Below are 24,588 nucleotides of genomic sequence, written 5' to 3'. Positions count from 1 at the left end.
GGGCCTTCTAAGATTTTTCGTCGAGAAATCTTTGTCTGAAATCAGCCGAGTTTTTCGGTGAGTTCCGGCACGGCCTGGAACAGGTCTGCGACCAGACCGAAGTCTGCGACCTGGAAGATCGGCGCTTCTTCGTCCTTGTTGATCGCAACGATGACCTTGGAGTCCTTCATGCCCGCCAGGTGCTGGATCGCACCCGAGATGCCGACTGCAACGTAAAGGTCAGGGGCAACAACCTTGCCGGTCTGACCCACCTGCCAGTCGTTCGGGGCGTAGCCCGAGTCAACTGCGGCGCGTGAGGCACCAACGGCGGCTCCCAGCTTATCGGCCAGGCCTTCGATCAGTTTGAAGTCGTCTTCCGAGCCAACACCACGGCCACCCGAAACAACAACACCAGCCGAAGTCAGTTCAGGACGGTCGCTTTCAGCAACCTTGTCCTCGACCCACGACGACAGGCCGGGGTTTTCGCCGACCGAGATGGTCTCGACCGCCGCCGAACCACCTTCGCCCGCCGCATCGAAGCTGGCGGTCCGGATGGTCACGACTTTCTTGGCGTCGTTCGATTTCACGGTCTGGATCGCGTTACCGGCATAGATCGGACGCTCGAAAGTGGTGGCATCGACCACGCCGGACGCGTCCGAGATCACCATCACGTCCAGCAGAGCTGCAACGCGCGGCATCACGTTCTTGGCGTCGGTGGTAGCAGGGGCAACGATATGCTCGTACCCATCGGCCAGCCCCACGATCAGGGCTGCGGTCGATTCCGCCAGGCGATGACCCAGCGAGGCGTCTTCAGCGACCAGAACCTTGGATACGCCATCGATCTTGGCAGCGGCCTCACCAGCAGCAGCGGCAGAACCACCTGCGGCCAGAACGGTGATTTCACCCAGCGATTTGACAGCGGCAACGGTCTTGGCTGTGGCGTCAACCGACAGCTCACCATTGTTAACCTCTGCGAGAAGAAGAACAGCCATTACACAGCCCCCGCTTCTTTGAGTTTCTCGACCAGCTCATCAACCGAGCCCACGATGATACCAGCAGCACGTGCCGGCGGCTCTTCGGTCTTGACGACTTCCAGACGCGGAGTGACGTCGACGCCATAATCGGCGGCGGTTTTTTCATCCAGCGGCTTTTTCTTCGCCTTCATGATGTTCGGCAGCGACGCATAGCGCGGCTCGTTCAGGCGCAGGTCGACGGTCACGATGGTTGGCATCTTGACGGAGATGGTCTGCAAACCGCCATCCACCTCACGGGTGATCTTGGCAGTGTCGCCTTCGATGTCCAGTTCGGACGCGAAAGTGCCTTGGCTCCAGCCCAGCAGGGCTGACAGCATCTGACCGGTGGCGTTCATGTCATTGTCGATCGCCTGCTTGCCCGCCAGAACGATGCCCGGCTGCTCTTCTTCGACCACTTTGGCGAGGATCTTGGCAACGGCAAGCGGTTCGATGTCCTGATGCACGTCATCCGCCGCGACAACCAGAATGGCACGGTCGGCGCCCATGGCCAGTGCGGTCCGCAGGGTTTCCTGCGACTGTTTCACACCGATCGAAACGGCAACAACCTCATCGGCCTTGCCCGCCTCTTTCAGGCGGATCGCCTCTTCCACGGCAATCTCGTCGAAGGGGTTCATCGACATTTTTACATTGGCGAGATCAACTCCGCTGCCGTCCGCTTTCACACGAACTTTCACGTTGTAGTCAATCACGCGCTTGACAGGCACAAGTACCTTCATTTTTGCGTATGCTCCTTACAAAAACGGCAAGCCGCGCAGCGACTCCACCAATGCTCTCGCTGGCCTAGATAGCGAGTCGTGATGCCTCGCAACAGAGCAAAATCGTCACGTCATGGTTTCGAGACGTCGCGTTTTGTCATTTTTTGGACCAGAAACGAAATTTAGTTTCCCGACGGCAGGCGCGATCACCGGTTTGCACCGGGAATCCAGAGCACATCATCGTGCCCGCCGTTGTTGGCACAGCGCGCGGCGACAAAGAACCAATCGCTCAGGCGGTTGAGGTATTTGACAGCCACCTCATTGACCGGTTCCATGTTTGTCAGCTCAACCGCCAACCGCTCGGCCCGGCGCGAAACTGTTCTGCACACATGCAGATGCGCGGCCAAACGTGAGCCACCGGGTAGGATGAAACTGCGCAAGGGCTGGAGCGCTTCATTCATCGCATCGATCTCGGCTTCAAGCCGGTCGATCTGAGCGGAAACGATACGCAGGGGCGGGTAGTCGGCCTCGGCATCCTTATCCATGTCGGGGCGGCAGAAATCGGCACCCAGATCAAACAGGTCATTCTGGATACGGGACAAGGCGGCTTCGACTTCTCCGTCTGCTTCGGTCCGTGCCACGCCGACAAAGGAATTAAGCTCATCCACAGTGCCATAGGCCGCGACACGCCCGGAATATTTGGCAACGCGCTCACCATTGCCCAGAGCGGTTTTCCCGTCATCGCCGGTGCGCGTGTAAATCTTGTTGAGAACGACCATGCCTTACCCTCCCTGCCCACGCAGATAGACGTAAAGTACGATCAGCAGCACCGCAATGAACTGAAACAGGATACGCAGGCGCATCAGCTTGTTGCTTTTCAGCGCGGCTTCTTTGCCGGGTTTTCCAAAATTGGCAATGCCCATCACTAGCACGACGACGACCGCCGCCATGGCCAGAAGCAGTATGACCATCGTCAGGTCCATAGCTCACCGTCCGTGTTTGTTCAGTTGTTGAGCCGTCATCTAGCGTTGATAGCGGCAAAAGCGAACAGGTAATTTCGCCTCATATGTCCGAGAGGATGCGATCAATGGCCCGGGTAGGCAGAATACGGCGCAGATATCCGGCGATATAGGTGGGCGTCGTCACATAGTATCGCGGACGTGGGCGCTTGGATTCAACCGCATGGGCCAATTTGGCGGTAACAGCCGAGGCGGGCAGTTCGAACTTGTCAGGTCCGGAGGATTCGTAGAGGCGTTTCAGCAGCGTTTCCTCGTATCTCTGTCGCAGGGCTGAGCTTTTCCAGTCAATAAAGCGTTCGAAGACAGGGATCGCGTTCACACGGATCTTCGAGGTGACCGGGCCTGGTTCGATCAGGATGACCTTGATGTCGGTGTCTCGTAGCTCTAGGCGCAAGGTGTCGGTCAGGCCTTCGATGGCGTATTTGGTAGCGACGTATGCTCCGCGCCAGGGGAACGCGACCAGTCCCAACACTGATGAGTTCTGCACGATGCGCCCATGGCCCTGAGCCCGCATCACGGGAATCACTTGCCGGGTCAGTTCGTGCCAGCCAAATACGTTGGTCTCGAAAATTAGGCGAAGCCCTTCGATTGGGACATCTTCAACCGCGCCGGGAAGGCCGTGAGCGCCATTGTTGAACAACGCATCCAGCGTGCCACCGGTCGCGTCCAAAACCTGCTGCAGGCCTGAGGTAATGCTATCGGAATCGGTATAGTCGATCAGCGGGCTGTCGAAACCCTGTGCCCGTAGCCGATCACAGTCACGCTGTTGACGGCATGAGGCAAAAACGCGCCAACCGCGCGCGCGCATCCCGTGCGCCGCGTCCAGACCGATCCCGGATGAGCAGCCTGTGATCAGAATTGATTTCTGCATATTGCCCCCGCCTGTGTATTTCGCCCATAGCTATGGCGAGCTTTAGGTCAGGACAATGACACAGTTGCGTCAGTTTGTTGGTTTCCGAACCAGTGAGGCAGAAATCCAACCCACCCGCTGATCAGGGTATAACCGCAACCGCAGCCAGCCGGTGCCGGAATCGCTGAGAACCTCAACGCGCTGGCCAAGTTTGGCTTTGGCGATGATGGGGTAAATCGTTCCGGGCCCATCGCGCATATTGACCCGCGTGCCCGAGATTTCGCGGATATCTTTCTCGGGCTCGATGACCTGATTCACAGGTGTGATGTCATCCTGCACCTCGGCCTCGACCTGCAACAGTCCGGCGGCTCCGTCTTCAAGCGAAGCCAGAGTAAAGCTGACGCCGTTCTCGTCAAATGCAGAGAACTGAGACAGCGGATCGTTGGTGACTTGTGACAGAACGACTGCGGCATCCTCCTCTACTTGTGGCTCGGGCTGAGCGCGCGCCTGTACAATGCGCGCGGCAACGTTGGTCACAAGGTCTTCAGCCCGAGGTGCGTGGTCGGATGCAGGCTCATGTTCTGGCACAGAGGCAACGCGAACCGGTTGCTCGGTGCGGGTGCCGCGCGGTTCGAAATCCGGGCCCCCGCTCATCACATAGAAGCTCCAGCCGAGCATGGCGAAAGTGATAACAATAACACGCTTCATGGCGCACCCCCTGGCAATCGTAACATCAATAAAAGGCAGCAGTCTTAATGTTCGAAAGCCTACCATAGATTCAGCTTCGAGTCGAAAAGCGGGGGAAATCCGATACTTGCCTCCCCCTGTTGCAAAAAGCCCGACTTGTCCCCAGCAAAATATGCGCCGATTGCTTTACCCGCGCGCGCTTGCGTCGTATCACATCATGTATGAACGATACGATCGACGACCCCAATATGGAGACCCCTGACAATGGGGGCGAGGTAGCCGAGCCGCTGCGCCGCGCAATTGGCGAGCGCTACCTGACCTACGCGCTTTCCACCATCATGCACCGCGCTTTGCCAGATGCGCGCGATGGATTGAAGCCGGTTCACCGGCGAATCCTCTACGCGATGCGCGAGTTGCGACTCAGTGCGACGGGCGGTTTCCGTAAGTCAGCGAAAATCTCTGGCGACGTGATGGGTAACTATCACCCTCATGGCGACGCGGCGATTTACGACGCAATGGCGCGCTTGGCACAGGACTTCAACGTCCGATATCCACTGGTCGACGGGCAGGGGAATTTTGGCAATATCGACGGCGATAATCCGGCGGCCTCTCGATACACCGAGGCGCGGATGACCATCGTGGCCGAAGCCCTGTTGGAAGGGTTGAACGAAGACGCTGTCGATTTCCGCGACAACTATGACGGCACACTGACTGAACCGGTCGTGTTGCCCGCACAGTTCCCGAATCTACTGGCCAATGGCGCCAGCGGTATCGCGGTGGGCATGGCGACTAATATCCCGCCGCATAATATTTCCGAGCTGTGCGACGCTTGTCTGCATCTGATCAAGACGCCGGATGCGCGTGACGATACGCTATTGAATTATGTTCCCGGCCCGGATTTTCCGACCGGCGGCGTCATTGTCGAGCCGCCCGAAAATATCGCGCAGGCCTACCGCACCGGGCGTGGATCCTTCCGGCTGCGCTGTAAATACGAGGTTGAAGATCTGGGGCGTGGCCAGTGGCAGATCATCGTCACCGAGATTCCCTATCAGGTTCAGAAATCCAAGCTGATCGAAAAGATCGCGGAACTGATCCAGACCAAGAAGATCCCGATCCTTGCCGATGTCCGCGACGAATCCGCTGATGACATCCGCCTGATCCTTGAACCACGCTCTAAGAATGTGGACCCCGAGGTGCTGATGGGCATGCTCTATCGCAACTCGGACCTTGAGGTGCGCTTCAGCCTCAACATGAACGTGCTGATCGACGGGGTGACGCCTAAGGTCTGCTCGATGAAGGAAGTGCTGCGCGCGTTCCTTGATCACCGGCAAGAGGTGCTGATCAGGCGGTCGCGTCACCGCATGGCCAAGATCGACCACCGCCTTGAGGTATTGGAGGGCTTTATCGTCGCCTTCCTGAACCTCGACCGGGTGATCGATATCATCCGCTACGACGACGACCCCAAGGCCGCGCTGATGCGCGAGGACTGGGGCATCGATCACGTCCGCGCAACCGATGAGTCCGATTACGTCTCGCCGAAGCCGGGTGAGGGCGAACTGTCCGAGGTGCAGGTCGATGCGATCCTCAACATGCGCCTGCGCAGCTTGCGCCGTCTGGAAGAGATGGAACTGGTACGCGAACGTGACGAACTGATGCTGGAACGCGCCAATCTCGAAGACCTGCTGGCTGATCCCGCCCTGCAATGGGCCAAGATCGCTGAGCAACTCAAAGAGACCAAGAAGACCTTCGGCAAAGACTATGAAGGCGGCGCGCGCCGGACCCAATTTGCCGAGGCAGGTCAGGTCGAGGAAGTGCCGCTTGAGGCGATGATCGACAAGGAACCGATCACGGTCGTCTGCTCTCAGATGGGTTGGATCAGGGCAATGACCGGCCATATCGATCTGAAGCGCGAGTTGAAGTTCAAAGATGGTGACGGCCCGCGTTTCATTTTCCACGCGGAAACTACGGACCGCCTGCTGGTCTTTGCGTCAAATGGCCGATTCTATACCGTCAGCGCCGCTAACCTGCCCGGCGGGCGTGGCATGGGCGAACCGCTACGTCTGATGGTCGACCTGCCGAACGAGGCGCAGATTATCGACATCCTGATCCACAAACCGAGGCGCAAGCTGCTTGTGGCCTCAGATGCTGGCAACGGCTTTATGGTGCCGGAAGATGACGTTCTGGCGCAGACCCGGAATGGCAAACAGGTGCTGAACGTCAAAGGAGACGAGACGGCGATGATCTGTAAGCCGGTTGAGGGCGATCATGTTGCTGTTGTCTCGCAGAACGGGAAATTCCTAGTCTTCCCGACAGAGGAGCTGCCCGAGATGACCCGTGGTAAGGGTGTCCGCTTGCAGAAGTACAACATGGCGCGTGGACGGCAGGGCACACTGGAACTGGATGGTGGGTTATCCGACATCACCACCTTCAACTGGGAAGAGGGCCTGAAATGGTCCATGGGCGGCGACAAAACCCGGCACGAGGCGGATATGTCCCAATGGCTGGCCAAGCGTGCGGGTGTTGGGAAAAAAGCACCTTATGGCTTTCCGAGGGATTACAAGTTCCCGTGATATGCTGTCCGCTTGGTGAAAATCTGCCGATACGGCTTGGCACAACCCGTATCGGTGCGCTACATCCAAAGAAAACAGGCCTATCGAGACGAGAGACATGCTGCGCATTCTGACACTGATCACCGGGTTGGCCCTGATGGGCGCATGCACCCAAACGCAGGTTTATGAAGACCCCGAATCGCTGGGTGAATTCAAGCTACGCGTGAATTATGCCTTTGCGGAAAAGGCCGTTCAGGGACCGGTTTCGCGGGATGCTACGCCGGATGAATGGACCAAAGCGATCCAGAATGCAGTGGACATCAGGCTTGGCCGGTATGAAGGTTCACAGGAATACGACATTGGCATCAGTCTCGAGGGCTACATGTTGGCACCTCCGGGAATTCCTGTGATTTACAACCCCAAAAGCACCGCCATCGTTCTGGTAAACGTCTATGACGTCGAAAAGAAAGAGTTCCTTGCTAAAGGCAAGCAGTTTCAGGTTCTCGAAGATACCACCGGTGAAAGCGCCCTTACTGGATCAGGAAATGCGCGCACCCGAGAAGAACAGATGAACGGTCTGGCCTTGAAGGTTGCCGACCGGGTTGAGGAGTGGCTGGCCGAAGAGCACAAGGATGATGGCTGGTTTGACAAGCGCCCCAGCTTGATCCAGCCGCTTGAAACCGAAGCTGTCACACAAAATCCGGCGTGATGGATGCATTTCCCTCAGGATGTGCTTGATTTTCCCCCCTGAACCAAATATCTCGCGCGCGCAGATGTAACCACGGGACCAAGGGTCCCCCAAATTGCAAAAAGGGCGCCTGAGGAATGGCAAAGGAAAAGTTTGAGCGTAATAAGCCGCACGTCAACATCGGCACGATTGGCCACGTTGACCACGGCAAGACCACGCTGACCGCAGCAATCACCAAGTATTTCGGTGACTTCAAAGCGTATGACCAGATTGACGGCGCGCCTGAAGAAAAAGCACGTGGCATCACCATCTCGACCGCCCACGTGGAGTACGAGACCGACAACCGCCACTATGCGCATGTCGACTGCCCCGGCCACGCCGACTACGTCAAGAACATGATCACCGGTGCTGCCCAGATGGACGGCGCGATCCTGGTTGTGAACGCAGCTGACGGCCCGATGCCGCAGACCCGCGAGCACATCCTGCTGGGCCGCCAGGTTGGCATCCCGAAGATGGTCGTGTTCATGAACAAAGTTGACCAGGTTGACGACGAAGAGCTGCTGGAACTGGTTGAGATGGAAGTTCGCGAACTGCTGTCCAGCTACGAATACCCCGGCGACGATATTCCGATCATCGCAGGTTCGGCTCTGGCCGCGATGGAAGGCAACAACCCGGAAATCGGCGAAGAGAAGATCAAGGAACTGATGGCGGCTGTTGATGACTACATCGACACCCCTGAGCGTGAAGTTGACAAGCCGTTCCTGATGCCGGTCGAAGACGTGTTCTCGATCTCGGGCCGTGGTACCGTTGTGACCGGCCGTGTCGAGCGTGGCGTGATCAATGTTGGCGACGAGATCGAAATCGTCGGCATCCGTGACACTCAGAAAACCACCTGTACTGGTGTTGAAATGTTCCGCAAGCTGCTGGATCGCGGTGAAGCGGGCGACAACATCGGCGCACTGCTGCGCGGTATTGACCGTGACGGTGTTGAGCGTGGCCAGGTTCTGTGTAAGCCGGGTTCGGTTACACCGCACACCAAGTTCGAAGCCGAAGCCTACATCCTGACCAAGGAAGAAGGCGGTCGTCATACTCCGTTCTTCGCGAACTACCGTCCGCAGTTCTACTTCCGTACAACTGACGTGACCGGCACCGTGACCCTGGCGGCTGGCACCGAGATGGTTATGCCCGGCGACAACGTCGGCTTCACCGTCGAGCTGATCGCCCCGATCGCGATGGAAGACGGCCTGCGTTTCGCCATCCGCGAAGGCGGCCGCACCGTCGGCGCCGGCGTCGTCTCGAAAATCATCGAGTAATCACGGTAGTCGGGCTTTGGCCCGACAAATCGGTGAACTAAAGAAGGCCGCTCCACATGGGGCGGCCTTTTCTCATCCAATCTTCTCGGCGCATTGAGATTATTCGTCGAATGATCTCGGGCAAGCTGAGTTCATTGAACAAAACAGCTGTCGATCTCGCATTCTTAATCTACCGTCCACTCCAAACGAAGACTGAACTCCCAGCTCTCTATTGCAACAGCAAGGGTGACGCGCAAATCAAGCGCGTCCCGGCGATCAGGGGAGACTAAGATGTTTGGTTTTGAATTTCTAAACTATGGAACGCAAATCCTTCACAGCAAGGATTTGGACGATATGAGAGCCGCTGTTCTCGGTGACGACGAACAGGAAGTTGAGTGCAAAATCAGCGACTTTTGCCGAGAGCGCAAGCGATTTGATATCAAGCTTGCTGAAATGTCGGACAGCATGGCGAGAGGAGCGACCTCGGTCAAAACCAGCGCAGACGCAGCCTAACGGCGCAATAGTCATTTCACGCCGGGTTCTGGGTTCAAATGCTCTTTGCCCATGGCTCACGCCCGACCATCCGGTCGGCCTCGGCGGTGATGTCGTTCATATGCTGCTCAAGGCTCAGACGAAGGGCCTCAATCTGCTCTTCGCTGGCCTTGCGTGGAACTGGATCGGTCCATTCGCGGCACAGAAATACGCCGTCGTTGCGCCAGGGGCGAGGCATCAGCAGACGATCCCAAGTTCCGGCTTCGCGCCCGTGCCGCGCGGAATAGGTGATGCCGAAAACTCGTTTACCTGATGTGCGAGCCCAGACCAGCGGTACGGTCGAGGATACCCGCTCGGGTCCGCGAGGGCCGTCGGCGGCAATGCCAATCGAGATACCCTGTTTCATCTTTCCCAGCACTTCGCGCGACAAGGCGACGTGGCGCTTGCGGCTGGACATTGCAATTGTATCCATCCCGAACAGCTTCTGCACTCGCCCTACCATGCTGCCCGCGCGCGCGGCCGAAGTGATCGAGCAAATGCGGCCCTTGTCCAGTGGGAAGAAATATGGCGATTGTGCCAGTCTCTGGTGCCACAGCACCACGATGACCGGTTCGCCCTGTTCGGCCAGTTGATCCAGCTCTTCGTAACCGATGCGCTGCCAGCGTGTGTTGCGATGCACCAACCGGATATAGCTTGCGATCCTTCGCGCGACCCAGTTCAGCACGGCTTCGCTGTCTGCGATTTTCTTGCGGATGCTCAAGGCTGCGGTCCTCCTGCTGGCCGAGCCTTGTCTTAAAGAACTGCGCGCCGGGCGCAACTTTTTTGTCAGCGGTAAAGTGTTCGGAAAACTTAAAAAGCCTCTTGAGTCCGCTGCGCCTCTGTCATATCTGATGGCCCAGCCTAGGGGTATAGCTCAGTTGGTAGAGCGACGGTCTCCAAAACCGTAGGTCGCGGGTTCGAACCCTGCTGCCCCTGCCATTTAAAATCAACAACTTAGCGGCGATATTTTTTCTGACGGCGTGAAGCACTTACAACATGGTTTTCAGTTCAATGCCCGAATCTTCGAATTGGTCCACTTTAGTCTGACAATATCAAAGCGGACCTGAGCCCTTGCCGTTCTTTTTTACTATTAACATTAAGGCGTTGACCAGTTCTTTGATGGGAAGTGTGATGACCTTACCAGGTATTTTTTACAAACCTGGCAAGGTACAGTTGTCTTACTGAGGTCACTGAAGCATATGCTTTAAATGGCTAGAATTATGATCCGCTAGTCTTTGCTCAGCCATGCCAGAAAATCTGAGACTTCTTTCAACCTGGCATTGTTACATTCGATGTCATTTTGCCTTACGTGTTCATCATCTGGCGCATACACTCGGTTCAACACTTCTTCTTCCATCAAATCTAATTCACATAGTTTACTTTGCGCCGCCTGTTTGGCTGCCTTAAATACTTCGTCGTAGTTTTGCTTCGCGCTTTCGACCTTTGCGCGCCATTCGCTGAAGTTCATTTCTTTTCTCAATGGTTGATAGGAAATGGAAGAATACAGGCAAGAGGTGTTTCGTCCAGGGTTTTCAAACCAATCGGTGCCACATCTACTTTGGAGGAGGAGGCTGGCGCCAAGCGTGTCGTTCTTCTTCTTTATCACGTCGAACCCTGGGCTTATCTATCACTTAAGGTTGAGTGGCCCTCAGTTCGTTTGTGGTATCCTTGTGGTGAAAAATTTTGGGTTAAGTTGTTTACAAAACCGTAGCTCGCGGGTTCGAACCCTGCTGCCCCTGCCATTTCCCACCGGACAAGCGAAATTCCTGCAACAGAGGCGCGGGCTTGGTGCATACGTGTGGCGCAATTCACTTGACGTGTGCGGCAATAAAGAAAAAGCTTGATCAAGGCTGAAGGAAAAGCCATCAGGACTGTCCAGCTAATGTGCTAAAGTCGTTCGGCTTTTGTGTCACAATATGCAAGCCTGACCGGGTAGGGGAACCCGGAGACGATCGGGGACAACGGGGATAATGACAGAGATCGACGCATTCCTTGAAGAACACGGGCTGTCGAAGTATGCGCCGGTATTCGCGTCGAACGAAGTTACATTGGCCGATCTCGCACACCTCTCCGAACATGATTTGATCGACCTTGGGCTGCCACTTGGACCAAGGCGCCGATTGATGGCCGCATTGGGGCAGGCGCGGGATTCCAATCCGACCCCGGTGCAAGGCAGCGGGAAGATAGTCGCCGAGCGGAGGCAACTGACAGTTATGTTTGTTGATCTGGTTGGCTCGACTGCCATGTCCGAGCGGCTTGATCCCGAAGACTTGGGGGAGCTGCTTCGGCGGTTCAAGGAAATTTGCTCGACCTCGGTTGCTCGATTTGGTGGACATATCGCCGATTTCATGGGTGACGGGGCGATGATCTATTTCGGGTATCCTCATGCGGTGGAAGATGCGGCCTCGCGCGCCGTTCATGCGGGTCTGGATATTCTTGAAGGATTGAATCGCATGGAAGGCCAGGAGCGTCTGACTGCGCGGATCGGTGTTTCGACCGGTCTTGTCGTTGTGGGCGAGATCCATGGCGAAGGGTTGAAGGAACATGACGTGGTCATGGGGCGGACACCCAATCTGGCAGCACGTTTGCAGAGTTTGGCCGAGCCCAATACACTGATCATCAGCCCGTCCACTCGCAGATTGGTGGGCAATGCATTTGAACTGCAGGATCGCGGGTCTTTCGCACTGAAAGGGTTTTCGGAACCGATACAAGCCTGGAGCGTCACAGGGCAGGCGCGGATCGAGCGCAGATTTGACATAATGCCTGATGCCGGTTCTGGTCGGCTCATTGGGCGCCAGGCAGAGTTCCGCAAGCTGACCGACAAATGGAATGAGGCAAGTCAGGGCGCTGGACAATCGGTTCTTGTCACTGGCGAGGCAGGGATCGGCAAATCACGCCTGATTGAGGGGCTTAGCCAAGAAGTGCTGGATCAAGGCGCGCTTCGCCTGAACTTCCAGTGTTCGCCCTTTCATGCCAACTCGGCACTTTATCCGATCATTCAGCATCTGGAACGCGCCGCAGGATTTGCGCCGACAGACAACGATGAGGATAAACTGGGAAAACTCTCGTACCTCTTGCGCCATCACCCGCCTGAGCATGTGCGCCTGATCGCTGATTTGTTGAGCGTTGATGCTGATGCTACGCTGGGGCCTCTCGACCTGCCGCCGCAAGTGAAGCTTGAGAAGACGTTGGAGGCAGTGACAGAACAGCTTGCGACGTTAGCGCGAGAACGACCGGTGTTGCTGTTGTTCGAAGATGCGCATTGGGTTGATCCGACCACCTTGTCTCTTACAGATCGGGTGATCGAACATATTCGGGACCTACCGGTGCTGATCGTCGTAACAGCACGTACCGGTTTCGATCCGGGTTGGGGTCACCACAACAATACCCTACGTTTACCTCTCAAGCGTTTGACCAATCGGGATGTGGCTGAGATCGTAGCTGAGGTGGCGGGGGGGCACCCAGTACCACCCGAGGTTTGCGACCTTATTGCGGCCAAGACGGATGGCATTCCGCTTTATGTCCAGGAAGTGACCCGCGGTCTTTTGGAATCGGGGCAATTGCGCTTGAGCGACAAGGGTTATGTCGTGCGCGGCCCCCTGCCATCGCTTTCAGTTCCCAGCACGTTGCAGGATTCGCTGATGGAGCGTTTGGACCGTTTGGGCAAGGCCAAAGAAGTGGCGCAAACCGGCGCCGTGTTCGGGCGGCAGTTCTCGATCGCGTTGCTGGCCTCTGTTTCGTTTCTGTCTCCGACGGTTCTGCAGGCCGGACTGGAACAGCTCTCATCGGCCGGGATCATTCTTCAAGCCCCGGATGCGGCAGAGGATGAGTTCATCTTCCGCCACGCATTGATTCGCGACATGGCTTATGACAGCCTGCTGCGCACGGAACGGCAGTCGCTGCATGACCGCGCGGCGGGTGCGTTGCTGGAGAACCAGCCGCAACTGGCCCAGACTCAGCCCGAGGTTCTGGCACAGCATTACACGTTGGCCCAACGCGCGGATGAGGCCGTGATGCACTGGCAAAGCGCGGGGCGTCGAGCGATCGAACGCTCGGCCCAGGCCGAGGCGTTGACCCATCTGTCGAAAGCTCTGGATCAGCTTGCCGATCTGCCAAAGAGCCGTGCACGGGATTTGCAAGAGATCGACATCCAGATTCTGCGTGCCGGTGTCCTGCGCTCAACAAGTGGTATTTCAGGGGATGCGACGGGTGAGGCCTATGGGCGTCTGCGCGAACTATGTCACCGAGCTGACGAGACCGAGCGGCTGTTTCCTGTGCTCAACGGGCTATATGCATTCCATCTTGTGCGTGCCGAATATCGATTGGCGAAAGGCGTGGCTGCGCAGATCCTCGATCTGGCGGCGACAAGCGGCAAGACCGAACACCGCATGGTCGGTCATCGCGCCATGGGGGCGGTGCAATTGCATCTGGGCAACCTGTCAGATGCAAAGCGCCATCTTGAGCAAGCTTGGGCGCTTTATGATTTTGATCAGCACAGCCAGCTAGCCTATGTCTATGGAACGGATCATGCCGCGATTACATCAGCATTTCTGGGCACATGTTATTGCCTGATGGGTCGGCATCAAGATGCCCTGCAGGTGCAGAATACAGCGCTGGAATGGTCCAAGAACCTCAAGCACGCGCATAGTGTGGCGCAGATCTTGGTTTACATGTGCAAGGTTCACCTGCTGGCGCGCGACATCCCTGCATTGCAAAGGGATGTTAAGGCGCTGTCCGAAGTCGCCGAGGAGCATTCGCTACCCTTTATGGCGACCATTGCGCGGCTATGGGAAAGCTGGGCAAAGGCGACCACGACCTCTGAAGTCGAACATATCGAGGACCTGCGTCAGGCGTCGGAAGACTGGTGGTCGGTTGGGGCCGGAAATTACAAGACTTTCTTCCCTTCGCTGATTGCCGAGATTCAGACAAACGCCGGCCATCACGACGCTGCGCATCAGACTCTGACGCACGCCAGAAATGTTCTGAGTAAAACCGAAGAGAAATGGGCCGAGGCCGATCAGCTTCGTATCGAGGCCGCCCTTGTAGCCAAGACAGGGGGCGATCCCGTACCGCTGCTGTTGCGCGCTATCGAAACAGCGCAAAGGCAAGGCGCGCGGCTTTACGAGCTTCGTGCGGCGGTCGCGTTGGCGGAGTGGCGGCAACACCGAGGCGAACCGGTTGGTGAGGCGTTGATTTCGGTCATGTCGCATTTCCATCAAGATGCCCAACTGCCGGACCTCAAAGACGCACGAGCGTTGATGGAAACGATTACTTGACCCGAAGGCCAACTTGCTGCCAGCTTGGGCGCGGGCAGAGTTGGGATGATACCTGAATTTCGACTTTTAAGCGCTGGGTCACCAGTCCGGCGCCCCGCTCTTGTGGTATGAGGAGACCTAATGCGTAAGATCAGCAAAACCCTTCTGGCCAAGGATGTCTTGGCGCAAAGCCGTACCGATCTGGCGCTGCAGCAGTACCATTCGATCACGCCCGATGAGTTACGTGAATTTGAGAAGAAACTGATTGGAACGGTCACTCTGCCGACCGACGCGGATTACAACAATGACCGGCAGGTTTGGAATCCGGCTTTCCAGGACTACCCAGAGATCATCGTCTATTGCGAGACCATTCAGGATGTACGCGCCAGCCTTGCTTTCGCGCGTGAGCATGACCTTTGGGTTGTTGCGCGGTCAGGGCGTCACAGCACGGCGGGGTATTCGGTCAATAACCAGATGGTGCTGGATACCAGCCGAATGCGTTACGTGACCGTCGATCCAAAGGTGCCGATGGCCTATGTCGGTCCGGGCACACCGTTCAAGATGCTGAATTCGGAGTTGAACTCCTATCACCTGCATGTGCCGGGCGGGGCCTGTCAGGATGTCTGCGTGGCGGGTTTCATGATGGGCGGCGGCTATGGCTTTACCTCGCGCAGGCTTGGGATGGCTTGCGACAGCGTTCTGGGTGTCTCCGTGATGCTGTGGGACGGCAGTATCGTGATCGCGGACAAAGACACGAACTCCGACCTCTTCTGGGCCATACGAGGCGGGACCGGCAACAACTTTGGTGTGTTGCTGGAAATCCGCTACCAGCTGCACCAGCTGTATAAAGTCTGGGGTTGCCACATCACATGGCCGTTGGACAAAGCCGCCAAGGCACTGGAGTACCTGCAGGCCAACTACATGCGCACCTGCGAAGATGACCGTTTCGGGGCCTATATCTTTCTGGCCTATCAGGGAGATCGAAAGGTGTTGCTGGTGTCGGCGCTCTATGATGGCACGTCCGAAGAGGGGAACGCGTTTGTTCAGCCCCTGCTGAGCGATGAAATCGGCGGCGAGATGGGTGAGGACGACCAGAACTATGGCACCTATCAAGAAATCAACTCATGGTTATATGACGACAAATATGACATCCCCGTCGTCCCCGATCAGGCGCGTGAAGATAAGCAGGCCGGATATATTGAACGCCAGCTCAGCGAAGTCGAATGGCAGCGCGTCGTAGACTACCTCGACAGCACACCCAACGCTTATGGCGCTGTGGCCATCGAACCCTATGGGGGGGCGATCAATCGGATGCCGTTGGGCAAACAAGGCAATGCCTTCATTCACCGTGATGTGTCGCTGAACTTCTACGTCGATGTGTTCTGGGTGTCGGAAGAAGAAAAAGAGATCGTTGTGCCGTGGCTCGACGGATTCATGGAACTGATGACCGAAGAAGGCTATTTCATTGACCGCGTCTATCAGAACTATCCACGGCGGACCCAGAAGAACTATCGCTGGCAATACTGGGGCGAGTATTTCAACTCTTTGCTGTTCGTGAAGCAGAAATTCGACCCGCATAATTTCTTCCATTATCAGCAGAGCATTTCGCCGGTGCCGGATGACGCTCCGCCAGACATCATCCGAGATACGTCCAAGTCGATCTTCGACGACCCAACGATCACATACGAGAGCTATTCGAACCCCTGAAAGCGGGGGCTGCCAAGGCCAAACGGGGGAGGGCCCAGTATGGACACGATCCAAGAGATTTTCTTTCTGCCACCCATGGCGGTTGCCCGTCTTGGACCGGGTGAGACACCGCTGGAAAGCTATGAGTGGCAGCAGGACATGGATGCCCATGGCAACAACAAAACGGTCATCCGGTCGAACATAACCTTTCGCGAGATCGAAGATGGCAGTGTCACCGCCTATCTTCCCGATCCCGACACGATCCGCTTTCGCGACGAAGGCGGCGCGTTGCGCCCGGTTGCCCCGTTCTTTGAGCTGTGGGCGCGGATGCATGATGCCGAAACGGGCGAGGAATATGAGACACCGGTGACGCTCGATCTGCTCGACAATCAGGGCCTGTCGCTGCAAAACGTGCGCTATTCGGTAACCGTCGGGAACACCAAGGCCGAGCGCCGGACTGGCGACGCGGCTTGCGGGTTTCGTGCACGGGTCGAGATTGCGGGTCAGGATTTCACCCCGAAACCCCTGCTGGCCTTCAGCCCGTATACGTCCGAACAACAGCCGATGGTCTATGAGCATAACCCGATCCCGCTAGGCTCAATCCGTGTGATGCATCCTGTGCAGGGTCATGATGAACCGGTCGAAGGGAAGTTCATCGACCGCAGCATCCTGCGCCTGCGCTTTATGCCTCCGAAAGGTGAGGTTTATGGCCCGCCTGATGCTGCATACGGTCCGGCGACGCTGGCCGTACCGGGCTATCAGAACGACCCGCCGAAATCGGAATATGGTCGCATCCACGAAATCGTGCCCGAACAGAACCGCATCCTGAACCCCGACACCCCTTGGTCGAAATGGATCATGATGTCCGGCACTTCGGACGACCCTGAGCCGCACGATAGTTACGACGGTGCCCGTGTGGGCAATGACCAATCCTGGGGAGTGGCCGATGACACCAGCGATGGCGTGATCGAGGCGACGCTGGCAGTACGTGGCGAACGCCTGACCGCGCGCGCCACGATCATGACCGGACCACCCGATTTTGCACCTGATGCGCGGCCGTTCTACAGCCTTGAGGATGATCTGGCCGATCGTGATCTGTCGCTAATCTCGGTAACTGAAGAAAACTACACCCAGGCCAAAGACGAGGTGGTCGATATCTTCCGCCGCGCCTTCGAGACCAACAGCCTGATCAACCTCGACGATATCCGCGCGCAAGGTTTGAAGGACAATGCCAAATTACAGGCGAAAACCGGGATTTCCCCGACGCCGGGCCTGCCGTCAACCGATGCGAAATCCATGACGGAGGAGGATGCAAGGCCGCCGGACAAGATCGACGAACTGATCCGCCCGCAACCGATCTCGGTCTTTTCGAACTCCGTGCCCAATGATCGGCTGCCCTATACAGTTGCGACGAAGTTCGTGCATGAGCAACTGATCGACGAGGCCAACCTGCTGGATTTCCTACGCCGTCGCCCGGATTTCGTTAAAACACTGCTGCGTCCACCATATGGTATCCTGACCGAGCTTGAAACCGACCCGAACCCTGATCAAAATCCGAACCCGGATTTTCGCGATCCTCGGATTATCCGCGACTCGATGCACGACGCGCGGATGCCGCCCTATATGCGCGATTCCAACTATTACCCACTGTCGCTGTCGCGCAGGCAGTACCATCTGGTGATCTCGTTCATCGACTATCTGGTTGCACAGGAAACGGAGGCTCAGAATGTCTGATCAGCCCGGCCAAATCCGCGTTAAACCCCGCAACCTGACCGCCCGCGCGGCCTATAAGGTACCGGGCAACCCCGACAACACGCGACTGGACGGATCGGTGGGGAATTGCTTTCCCGGTCTGGAAATGGATGTGCGCAACCTCGACCGCCGCTTTTTCCCCGGTCTGGTGTTCAACGCCGCGCGGGTGCCGCTGAACCCCGTGCCCGAGGCGCCGAAGAATTCGCAGGGATTCCATCTGGTTTTTGTGGACTATTTCTACGACCCGATGCTGCCTGACAACAGCCCCGAGGAGTGGGTGCAGACGCTGTTGGAGGCCTACAGCGGTGACATTGGCGCAAAGCTCAGCCAAGGTCGCTGGTTCCTGTCCTGGGTCGAACAAAGCGGCAAGCGGATCACCTTTCAGGAGAAAGACGGCACACCCTATGACGGGCTGATGATTTGGCGGTTCATCCGCAGTCTGGAACATGGTGATGACAAACCGGTCAGCATTGCTCTGGAACGGCGCAATCATGAGGGCATCGTGGATACCGAGCAGGTCGTCCTGCACGGATTCCGCCGCCAGTACCGGACCGAGGCGGGGGTCTTCAGCGAAGCCTATGATCCCGGAGAATTGACGCAAAGCCTGTGCAATCCGTGGTCCCATGACTTCCGCGACTGCGGCTGCCACTACTGGCCTTCGAACCACCCCGACGTGGTGATGGCTGAGGTGGCGCATGACGATCAGTTACCCTCGGGTCAGTCAAAGAACCCGATCGAGGCCGAGACCTATCTGGATTGGCTGCGCTCGGACAAGTCTCCGTCCGGTAACGTCGCGGCGCTGAATACGGTCGAACAAAACCGCCCCTACCAGATTGACCATTATCAGGTAAATCAGATGTGGAGCGAATTGCCTATCGTCGTTGAAGGCCGCGAAACGGGCGAGGTTTATGAAGTTGATCCCGAAATGCCAGGCGTGGAGCCCTATGACACGCCGCAGGCGATGATCGAGGACCTCAAGACGCGTCTGGCCGCGATGGAGATGACGCTGAGCCTGCAATATCTTTATGCCTATTTCTCGCTGGCGGATCCCGAAACGGCGGATACCCAAAAATGGCCGACGCTGAAAGACGATCTGATATTTGCCCGGCGTTCGGTGCTGGAGGTCGCGATTGGCGAGATGACCCATATGCGCTGGGCGAACCAGTTGCTTTGGGAGCTTGAGCCCGAGGGGTATGAACCCATCTTGACCCCGTCCGAAACCTTGCCGGCGGGCAAGGGTAAGACTCAGCCGCGCGCACTGAGGCCACTAACGGCCGAAGCGCTTGCGGATTTCATCGAGATCGAGCGCCCCGGAGGCTTTATCGACCGCGCTTATGCGCAATGTGTGGCGACTTTGGAGCAGGAGGATTTGTTCCCGGAACGCCGCCTTTATGCGCTGGCGGTACGGATCGACACTGACGGGGACGAGCACTTCCTGCGCTTCAGTCAAATGAAGGACGTTTTGGCCAAATACGATACGGGAGAAGGCACGCCTGTCTATTTGCGTCAGATTGACGTTGGCACTGAAGAGGAGGCCAGGACGGCGCTGGAACTCTACGCTAAGGTCAAGGATGGGTTAGCCAACGCCTATGCGCTTGAAGCGGATGGCAAATTTGAAGACTCCCAGGCCTACATCCAGCAGGTGCGCGATGACATGAAGCTGTTCCGCGTCGAGGGCGAAGCGCTGGCCGCCAAGGGGATTGGCATCCCGTTCTGGACGGAGGGTAAGGCGTGATCCCACCCGCCGCGCAGGTGCATTTCTTTGACACAGGGCATGGAGATCACATACTGGCCGTTGATGGATCGCGCGTGTTTGATGTGCCTGAGGGGACGGCGGACCAATTCGCAACGATGGACAAGAGAAGTCAAAGCGCTTTCCTCAGGTCCATGGGATTGGATGGAACACCTTTCATCGATGACACGCCGCCTCAGAGTATGCCCGTGAGGTCGCTGTCACTGGCAGTGGCGCAGAAATGCAATCTGGCTTGCACTTATTGCTATGCTGCAGGGGGAGAATTTGGTGGACCCGCGCGGAATATGGAATGGGAAGTCGCCAAGGCTTCGGTTGATCGGTTGGTGGCCGAAGCCGAACCCGGTGTGCGGATTAACCTTGCTTATTTGGGTGGAGAACCTCTGATCAACCGTGATCTGGTGCAACGCACTACGGAATATGCCGTCGATCAGGCGCATGCCAACGGGTTGAGCGTCGGGTTCTCGATCACAACCAACGGGACCCTGCTACGCCCCAAGGATGCGGCGTTTTTCGAAGCGCATGGATTTGCTGTCACCATCAGTCTGGATGGCGTGGGCGAGGTCCATGACAAGCTGCGCCCAAATCGTGGCGGTCGGGGTAGTTTTGATACGATCCTGAAACGGGTCGAGCCTTTGCTGGCAGCTCAACACCGTATGCAGGTTGGTGCCCGGGTAACGGTTACGCCGCAGAATATGAACCTGCCAGAGACGCTGGATCGGTTTGTGGGAATGGGATTTCATTCGATTGGATTCTCGCCCATGCTGGCCTCGCCCAACGGTCAGCATGAACTGAACCGGAGTGATTTGGACGAGATGCTATCGCAGATGATCCGTTGCGGCGAAGTTTTCGAGGCGGCGGTAATCGAAGGGCGGCGCTACCCTTTCTCGAACATGGCAGCGGCGATGCAGGAGATCCACCGAGGCACCCACCGGCCCTATGCCTGCGGGGCAGGGGGCGGGTATTTTGGCGTGTCTGCTGATGGCGGCCTGTTCGCCTGCCATCGCTTTGTTGAAGACGAAGCCGGAGCCATGGGCAACGTCTATGATGGCCCCGACCTACGGCGCGAGAACTGGTTGGCGGATCGGCACGTGCACACGCAATCCCCGTGCGGCACCTGCTGGGCGCGGTATCTATGCGGCGGCGGGTGTCATCACGAAGTCATCCATCGCGGACGCCCCGCTTGCGACTACATTCGAGGTTGGTTGCACTATTGCCTTCAGGCCTATGTCCGCTTGTCCGAAGCACGTCCGGATTATTTTGGCGTGTCCGCACGGGTGGCCTCTGCCTGAACGGATGGAGATTGAGACCGAAATCTGCGTGATCGGAGGCGGCCCGGCAGGTAGCGCTGCTGCGCTGAGGTTGGCTCAGCTAGGTCGGCGCGTCTGCCTGATCGAGCGGCAAACGTTCCCGCGCCAACATGTCGGCGAGTCATTGCCGCCATCAATCTGGCCGATCCTGAACCTGTTGGGGGTCGACGAAACCGTTACCCAAGCCGGTTTTCTGCGTGCAAGCGGATCGCTTTTGCATTGGGCTGGAGCGTTCGAACGTCGCGGCGTCGACGGTGATCACCCCGGACTATTGGTTGACCGGGGCCAGTTTGATGCAGTGCTGTTACGTGCAGCACAAGCGGCAGGGGCGCAGGTCGTCCAACCTGCGCGCGCATACCGCCCCTTGCGCCAGCAGTCTGGTTGGGAGATTCCCGTTCGGACCGACACGGGCGCCTTTCGGATCCAGGCACAAATCCTGCTGGACGCAGCGGGACGGCAAGCCGGGCTGGGCCGCAGGTTTCGCCCTGCATCCCAACCTTTGTTGGCGCTTTATGCTTATTGGCACGTGCCGCCGGGCTTTGGCCCGCAAGCCCGGGTCGAGGCGGGACAAGGGCATTGGTATTGGGGCGCGTTGTTACCGGGAGGAGTGGTCAACGCAATGGTTTTTGTCGATCCCGACGCCTGCATCGGGCTGCAACCCGCAGATCGACGCGATCTCTATCTGAATCTTCTGGCCCGTTCGACATTACTGGCACCCTGTCTGGAACAGCGCCGTATCGGGCCTGTGCGGCGGGCGGATGCGACCAGCCAGGCCGAGACAACACCACCAACGCGCGACCTTCTGCGGGTCGGAGAGGCCAGCTTCGCGGTCGACGCGTTGTCGTCGCAGGGGGTGCAATTGGCGATGGGGCAGGCGGTGCAGGCCGCAGCTGTGGTGAACACGCTTCTGACAACCCCCGATCATAGTGATCTGGCCTTGTCTTTTTATGCGGATCGGCAATTCGAGCGTGTGCAGACCCATGCAGCGCTCGCAGCCGATTTCTATGCACGGCAGCATGCTGTTGATCCTTCGCCCTTCTGGGCTGAGCGCGCAAAGCCGTTGGATTGGGTAAAGTCCCCAGCGTTCGATCCAAACACGGAGGCGTTGCGTGATGATCAGCCCCTGATCCTGTCACCTCAGGCCAAGCTCATCACTTCCGGCGTGCAAACCGCTTCGCATATCGAACCCGGCCTTGTCATAGGGCACCCGAATCTTCCAAGGCCAGTTGCAAATCTGGAGGGCGCAATGCTGGGACCGTTGTTAGAGCGGCTGGGCGCCCCGACAACCACTTTGAACATCATCAAGAGCTGGTCAGAGGTTTTGGCCACGCACACGGCGTCGCGCATTCTGCGCTGGCTTTGGTATCATCGCATCGTGATCCCCGCCGTTGATCAGGCGTAATCGAGGTTTCCTCGGCGCGTTGAATGGCCTAAAGTCCGCCGCAACGCCAATCGCCAAGAAACAAGAGGTCGCATGTCGCGTTTTGATGGGTATTTCCTGCGGCAATTGCTGGTGCTGTTTGGCTTTTTCACCCTTGTGCTTGTCGGGGTTTTTTGGATCACGCGTTCGGTCAGCCTTTTTGATCGGGTCATCAGCGGCGGCCAATCGGCGATGGTGTTCCTGGAGTTCACGGCGTTGACCTTGCCGACGCTGATCCGGACGGTCATGCCCATGGCGGTGTTTGCGGCCGCTGTTTACGCCACCAACCGTTTGAGCCGCGAAAGCGAGATGACGGTAATGCTGGCAACAGGCTCCAGCCCGTGGCGACTGGCGCGAGCGGTCTTGGTGTTCGGGCTAAGTGCGGGACTGATGATGGCTGTCATCAGCGTCTTTTTGCGACCTGCATCGGTTGATCAACTGGAATTAAGACAGGATGAAGTTGCCGGAGATGTCACCGCACAGCTGTTGAATGAGGGCGAATTCTTGCATCCAGCACAAGGTGTAACCGTCTATATCGGCGATATCGATTTGGACGGAACGCTGCGCGAAGTCTTCGTCTCGGACCGTCGCGATGGGATTAACCCTGTCAGTTATTCCAGTGCTACGGCCTATCTGGTCAATCAGGCTTCGGGCATTCATCTGGTTATGCTGGATGGGATTGCGCTGCGGTATGATCAGGCTGGTAACACGCTGTCATCCACGTTGTTCGAAGACGCCTCTTACGACATTTCCGAACTGACCCAGAATTCGAGTATGGGCCATCGCAGCCTTGAAGCCATCCCGACGGTCGAGTTGATCTGGGATCGCGAAGCGGTCTCAGTGAAAGATGATCACAGCATCGGCCATCTGGTGGATGAGCTGCACCAGAGGTTCTCGTGGATTGCGATATGTATTGCGGTCGCATTGGTCGGATATTCGACCCTGATGCTGGGTAGCTTTTCGCGCTTTGGGCTTTGGCCTCAGATCCTGGGTGCCTTTACCATTCTGGTCCTGCTTGAGGGGGTTCGGGGATTCGTATCCCCGTTCGTCATCAATGATCCCAGACTTTGGGGCTTGCTGTATCTTCCCGCCGTTATGGGCGTGCTTGTGTCGGTTCTGTTTTTACTGGCCGCGGGGCGACCCTTGCTGCGAAAAAGGGTTCGAAACGGAGCACCAAAGCCGTCACCGGTCTGAAGTCAGCGGCGAAGTTCCTCCAGGCACTGCAGGATGTTTTCAACTTCTTGACTGTCCGAACGAACCACCAAATACAGCGGTAGCATTAAGTCGCGCGCACCTTTCTCGCGCAACAGCTCGCCTGAGTTCAGATGCTGAGTGATGACATAGTCCGGGAAATACCCATACCCGCCACGCTGTAGGAGATAGCGTAAAGCCATCAAGCAATTACCCAGAAAGATAGTTTGCCCTGTCGCGAGACGCGCTGTGGAACGGACATGATCCCGGTAGGTCTCGCCCAGTTCTATGTTGACAAATACCCGTTCAGCGTCGGTGTTCGCATCCTTCCTGCTTTGAACCAAAGAAAGCCGTTCGGGCTCAAGTTCGTGGAATACCACGCGCCGGTCCGCAGGTTTTTCATGGGTCAGCGCGGCGTCAAGTACGTGGGTCGCAACGGCGTCGACCATATCCAAATCATGGTCGTAATTCAGGGTTAAAAGCAATTGTCCAAACCGTTGTTCAAAGCGAACAGCAAGGTCCACCAGTAACGGATCCCACACGCTCAACTGGGCACCCAGACGCCGTGCCAACCGATTTTGAATCTGTTCAGGCAGGTCGTTGGCTGCGAACGACCACAGCGACAGCATCTGTTCAGCATAGGGTTTGAATTGGCGACCGTACTCGGTCAATACCGTTCCGCCTGCCCCGCGCGAGAACAGCGGTTTGCCTGTTGCGTCTTCCAGGGCCCTGATCCGGGCGCTGACTGCGGTTTGGGTTACGTTCAACTTACGGGCCGCTGAATGAAACCCGCCGGTTTCGGCAACGCTTAAAAATGTTTCCAGAGATTTGGTTTGCATATTGAAAGTATTTTTTGATCGTATTGATAAAATCAATTCATTTTTTTGCCTATATATGCCG

Annotated in this window: 20 protein-coding genes and 1 tRNA gene; 12 read left to right on the top strand and 9 right to left on the bottom strand. The window is 57.2% G+C overall.

Going from position 1 to position 24,588, the window contains the following annotated elements; all coding sequences use genetic code 11:
* Positions 1–41: 41 nt before the first annotated feature.
* From ACR0JG_RS02520 to ACR0JG_RS02495, 6 genes are all read right to left on the bottom strand, one after another.
* Positions 42–971, bottom strand: a complete 930-nt coding sequence (locus ACR0JG_RS02520; RefSeq protein ID WP_170392590.1) for an electron transfer flavoprotein subunit alpha/FixB family protein — start codon at positions 969–971, stop codon at positions 42–44.
* The gene (locus ACR0JG_RS02515) at positions 971–1,729 is read right to left on the bottom strand and encodes an electron transfer flavoprotein subunit beta/FixA family protein (protein WP_170392589.1); all 759 of its coding nucleotides are present in this window, start codon (positions 1,727–1,729) and stop codon (positions 971–973) included. Before ACR0JG_RS02515 ends, ACR0JG_RS02520 begins: the two co-directional genes overlap by 1 nt.
* 185 nt (positions 1,730–1,914) lie before the next feature.
* Complete coding sequence (locus ACR0JG_RS02510) at positions 1,915–2,487, bottom strand: cob(I)yrinic acid a,c-diamide adenosyltransferase (RefSeq protein WP_170425243.1); 573 nt, start codon at positions 2,485–2,487, stop codon at positions 1,915–1,917.
* 3 nt (positions 2,488–2,490) lie between these two features.
* Positions 2,491–2,691 (bottom strand): twin transmembrane helix small protein, encoded by a 201-nt coding sequence (locus tag ACR0JG_RS02505; protein WP_170392587.1) that lies wholly within the window; start codon positions 2,689–2,691, stop codon positions 2,491–2,493.
* Between the two features lie 79 nt (positions 2,692–2,770).
* Complete coding sequence (locus tag ACR0JG_RS02500) at positions 2,771–3,598, bottom strand: SDR family NAD(P)-dependent oxidoreductase (protein WP_170609723.1); 828 nt, start codon at positions 3,596–3,598, stop codon at positions 2,771–2,773.
* A gap of 69 nt (positions 3,599–3,667) precedes the next feature.
* Positions 3,668–4,285, bottom strand: coding sequence for an SH3 domain-containing protein (locus ACR0JG_RS02495; protein WP_480563282.1), 618 nt, complete (start codon positions 4,283–4,285; stop codon positions 3,668–3,670).
* A 200-nt stretch (positions 4,286–4,485) separates the two neighbouring features.
* Here ACR0JG_RS02495 and parC point away from each other — a divergent pair, with 200 nt between their 5' ends.
* The 4 genes from parC to ACR0JG_RS02475 all read left to right on the top strand — a co-directional run bounded on the left by parC (position 4,486) and on the right by ACR0JG_RS02475 (position 9,306).
* Positions 4,486–6,834: a DNA topoisomerase IV subunit A gene (gene parC, locus ACR0JG_RS02490; protein ID WP_480567444.1), complete on the top strand. Its 2,349-nt coding sequence runs from the start codon at positions 4,486–4,488 to the stop codon at positions 6,832–6,834.
* Positions 6,835–6,931: 97 nt separating this feature from the next.
* Positions 6,932–7,522, top strand: a complete 591-nt coding sequence (locus ACR0JG_RS02485) for a hypothetical protein (protein ID WP_170392584.1) — start codon at positions 6,932–6,934, stop codon at positions 7,520–7,522.
* A 116-nt stretch (positions 7,523–7,638) separates the two neighbouring features.
* Positions 7,639–8,814, top strand: a complete 1,176-nt coding sequence (gene tuf / locus ACR0JG_RS02480) for an elongation factor Tu (protein WP_010441214.1) — start codon at positions 7,639–7,641, stop codon at positions 8,812–8,814.
* A 270-nt stretch (positions 8,815–9,084) separates the two neighbouring features.
* Positions 9,085–9,306 carry a hypothetical protein gene (locus ACR0JG_RS02475; protein ID WP_170420395.1) on the top strand — a complete coding sequence of 74 codons (222 nt, stop codon included), beginning with the start codon at positions 9,085–9,087 and terminating at the stop codon, positions 9,304–9,306.
* 34 nt (positions 9,307–9,340) lie between these two features.
* Here ACR0JG_RS02475 and ACR0JG_RS02470 read toward each other — a convergent pair whose 3' ends face one another.
* Positions 9,341–10,045, bottom strand: a complete 705-nt coding sequence (locus ACR0JG_RS02470; RefSeq protein ID WP_170392582.1) for a DUF374 domain-containing protein — start codon at positions 10,043–10,045, stop codon at positions 9,341–9,343.
* A gap of 142 nt (positions 10,046–10,187) precedes the next feature.
* Between ACR0JG_RS02470 and ACR0JG_RS02465 the strand changes: the two genes are divergently transcribed.
* Positions 10,188–10,263: transfer RNA gene (locus tag ACR0JG_RS02465), tRNA-Trp, on the top strand.
* Between the two features lie 289 nt (positions 10,264–10,552).
* On the opposite strand, the gene ACR0JG_RS02460 is transcribed toward ACR0JG_RS02465, so the two are convergent.
* Entirely contained in the window at positions 10,553–10,930 is a 378-nt protein-coding gene (locus ACR0JG_RS02460; RefSeq protein ID WP_480567443.1) for a hypothetical protein, read from the bottom strand.
* Between the two features lie 364 nt (positions 10,931–11,294).
* Between ACR0JG_RS02460 and ACR0JG_RS02455 the strand changes: the two genes are divergently transcribed.
* From ACR0JG_RS02455 to lptF, 7 genes are all read left to right on the top strand, one after another.
* The gene (locus tag ACR0JG_RS02455; RefSeq protein WP_480567442.1) at positions 11,295–14,600 is read left to right on the top strand and encodes an adenylate/guanylate cyclase domain-containing protein; all 3,306 of its coding nucleotides are present in this window, start codon (positions 11,295–11,297) and stop codon (positions 14,598–14,600) included.
* Between the two features lie 120 nt (positions 14,601–14,720).
* Positions 14,721–16,286 carry an FAD-binding oxidoreductase gene (locus ACR0JG_RS02450; RefSeq protein WP_170646689.1) on the top strand — a complete coding sequence of 522 codons (1,566 nt, stop codon included), beginning with the start codon at positions 14,721–14,723 and terminating at the stop codon, positions 16,284–16,286.
* Between the two features lie 39 nt (positions 16,287–16,325).
* Positions 16,326–17,999, top strand: a complete 1,674-nt coding sequence (locus tag ACR0JG_RS02445) for a hypothetical protein (RefSeq protein WP_480562492.1) — start codon at positions 16,326–16,328, stop codon at positions 17,997–17,999.
* Positions 17,992–19,752 carry a ferritin-like domain-containing protein gene (locus tag ACR0JG_RS02440; RefSeq protein ID WP_480567441.1) on the top strand — a complete coding sequence of 587 codons (1,761 nt, stop codon included), beginning with the start codon at positions 17,992–17,994 and terminating at the stop codon, positions 19,750–19,752. The genes ACR0JG_RS02445 and ACR0JG_RS02440 overlap by 8 nt, the downstream gene beginning before the upstream one ends.
* Positions 19,749–21,059: a radical SAM protein gene (locus ACR0JG_RS02435; protein ID WP_480567440.1), complete on the top strand. Its 1,311-nt coding sequence runs from the start codon at positions 19,749–19,751 to the stop codon at positions 21,057–21,059. Before ACR0JG_RS02440 ends, ACR0JG_RS02435 begins: the two co-directional genes overlap by 4 nt.
* Positions 21,060–21,063: 4 nt before the next feature.
* The gene (qhpG, locus tag ACR0JG_RS02430) at positions 21,064–22,479 is read left to right on the top strand and encodes a flavin-dependent monooxygenase QhpG (RefSeq protein WP_480567439.1); all 1,416 of its coding nucleotides are present in this window, start codon (positions 21,064–21,066) and stop codon (positions 22,477–22,479) included.
* 72 nt (positions 22,480–22,551) lie between these two features.
* A complete protein-coding gene (gene lptF, locus ACR0JG_RS02425) occupies positions 22,552–23,691 on the top strand; it encodes an LPS export ABC transporter permease LptF (protein WP_480567438.1) in 1,140 nt (379 codons plus the stop codon).
* Between the two features lie 2 nt (positions 23,692–23,693).
* On the opposite strand, the gene ACR0JG_RS02420 is transcribed toward lptF, so the two are convergent.
* On the bottom strand, positions 23,694–24,527 hold the full coding sequence (locus tag ACR0JG_RS02420; protein ID WP_480567437.1) for a LysR family transcriptional regulator: 834 nt from the start codon (positions 24,525–24,527) through the stop codon (positions 23,694–23,696).
* Positions 24,528–24,588 lie beyond the last annotated feature (61 nt).

This window comes from Ruegeria sp. AD5, assembly GCF_056542345.1.
This window is presented reverse-complemented; position numbering and strand designations above follow the sequence as displayed.

Coding starts and splice junctions, on each gene's coding strand:
- parC (WP_480567444.1), top strand. CDS start 4,486: ATGAACGATACGATCGACGACCCCAATATGGAGACCCCTGACAATGGG.
- ACR0JG_RS02475 (WP_170420395.1), top strand. CDS start 9,085: ATGTTTGGTTTTGAATTTCTAAACTATGGAACGCAAATCCTTCACAGC.
- ACR0JG_RS02495 (WP_480563282.1), bottom strand. CDS start 4,285: ATGAAGCGTGTTATTGTTATCACTTTCGCCATGCTCGGCTGGAGCTTC.
- ACR0JG_RS02510 (WP_170425243.1), bottom strand. CDS start 2,487: ATGGTCGTTCTCAACAAGATTTACACGCGCACCGGCGATGACGGGAAA.
- ACR0JG_RS02420 (WP_480567437.1), bottom strand. CDS start 24,527: ATGCAAACCAAATCTCTGGAAACATTTTTAAGCGTTGCCGAAACCGGC.
- ACR0JG_RS02440 (WP_480567441.1), top strand. CDS start 17,992: ATGTCTGATCAGCCCGGCCAAATCCGCGTTAAACCCCGCAACCTGACC.
- lptF (WP_480567438.1), top strand. CDS start 22,552: ATGTCGCGTTTTGATGGGTATTTCCTGCGGCAATTGCTGGTGCTGTTT.
- ACR0JG_RS02520 (WP_170392590.1), bottom strand. CDS start 971: ATGGCTGTTCTTCTTCTCGCAGAGGTTAACAATGGTGAGCTGTCGGTT.
- ACR0JG_RS02500 (WP_170609723.1), bottom strand. CDS start 3,598: ATGCAGAAATCAATTCTGATCACAGGCTGCTCATCCGGGATCGGTCTG.
- ACR0JG_RS02445 (WP_480562492.1), top strand. CDS start 16,326: ATGGACACGATCCAAGAGATTTTCTTTCTGCCACCCATGGCGGTTGCC.
- qhpG (WP_480567439.1), top strand. CDS start 21,064: ATGGAGATTGAGACCGAAATCTGCGTGATCGGAGGCGGCCCGGCAGGT.
- ACR0JG_RS02455 (WP_480567442.1), top strand. CDS start 11,295: ATGACAGAGATCGACGCATTCCTTGAAGAACACGGGCTGTCGAAGTAT.
- ACR0JG_RS02515 (WP_170392589.1), bottom strand. CDS start 1,729: ATGAAGGTACTTGTGCCTGTCAAGCGCGTGATTGACTACAACGTGAAA.
- ACR0JG_RS02450 (WP_170646689.1), top strand. CDS start 14,721: ATGCGTAAGATCAGCAAAACCCTTCTGGCCAAGGATGTCTTGGCGCAA.
- tuf (WP_010441214.1), top strand. CDS start 7,639: ATGGCAAAGGAAAAGTTTGAGCGTAATAAGCCGCACGTCAACATCGGC.
- ACR0JG_RS02505 (WP_170392587.1), bottom strand. CDS start 2,691: ATGGACCTGACGATGGTCATACTGCTTCTGGCCATGGCGGCGGTCGTC.
- ACR0JG_RS02485 (WP_170392584.1), top strand. CDS start 6,932: ATGCTGCGCATTCTGACACTGATCACCGGGTTGGCCCTGATGGGCGCA.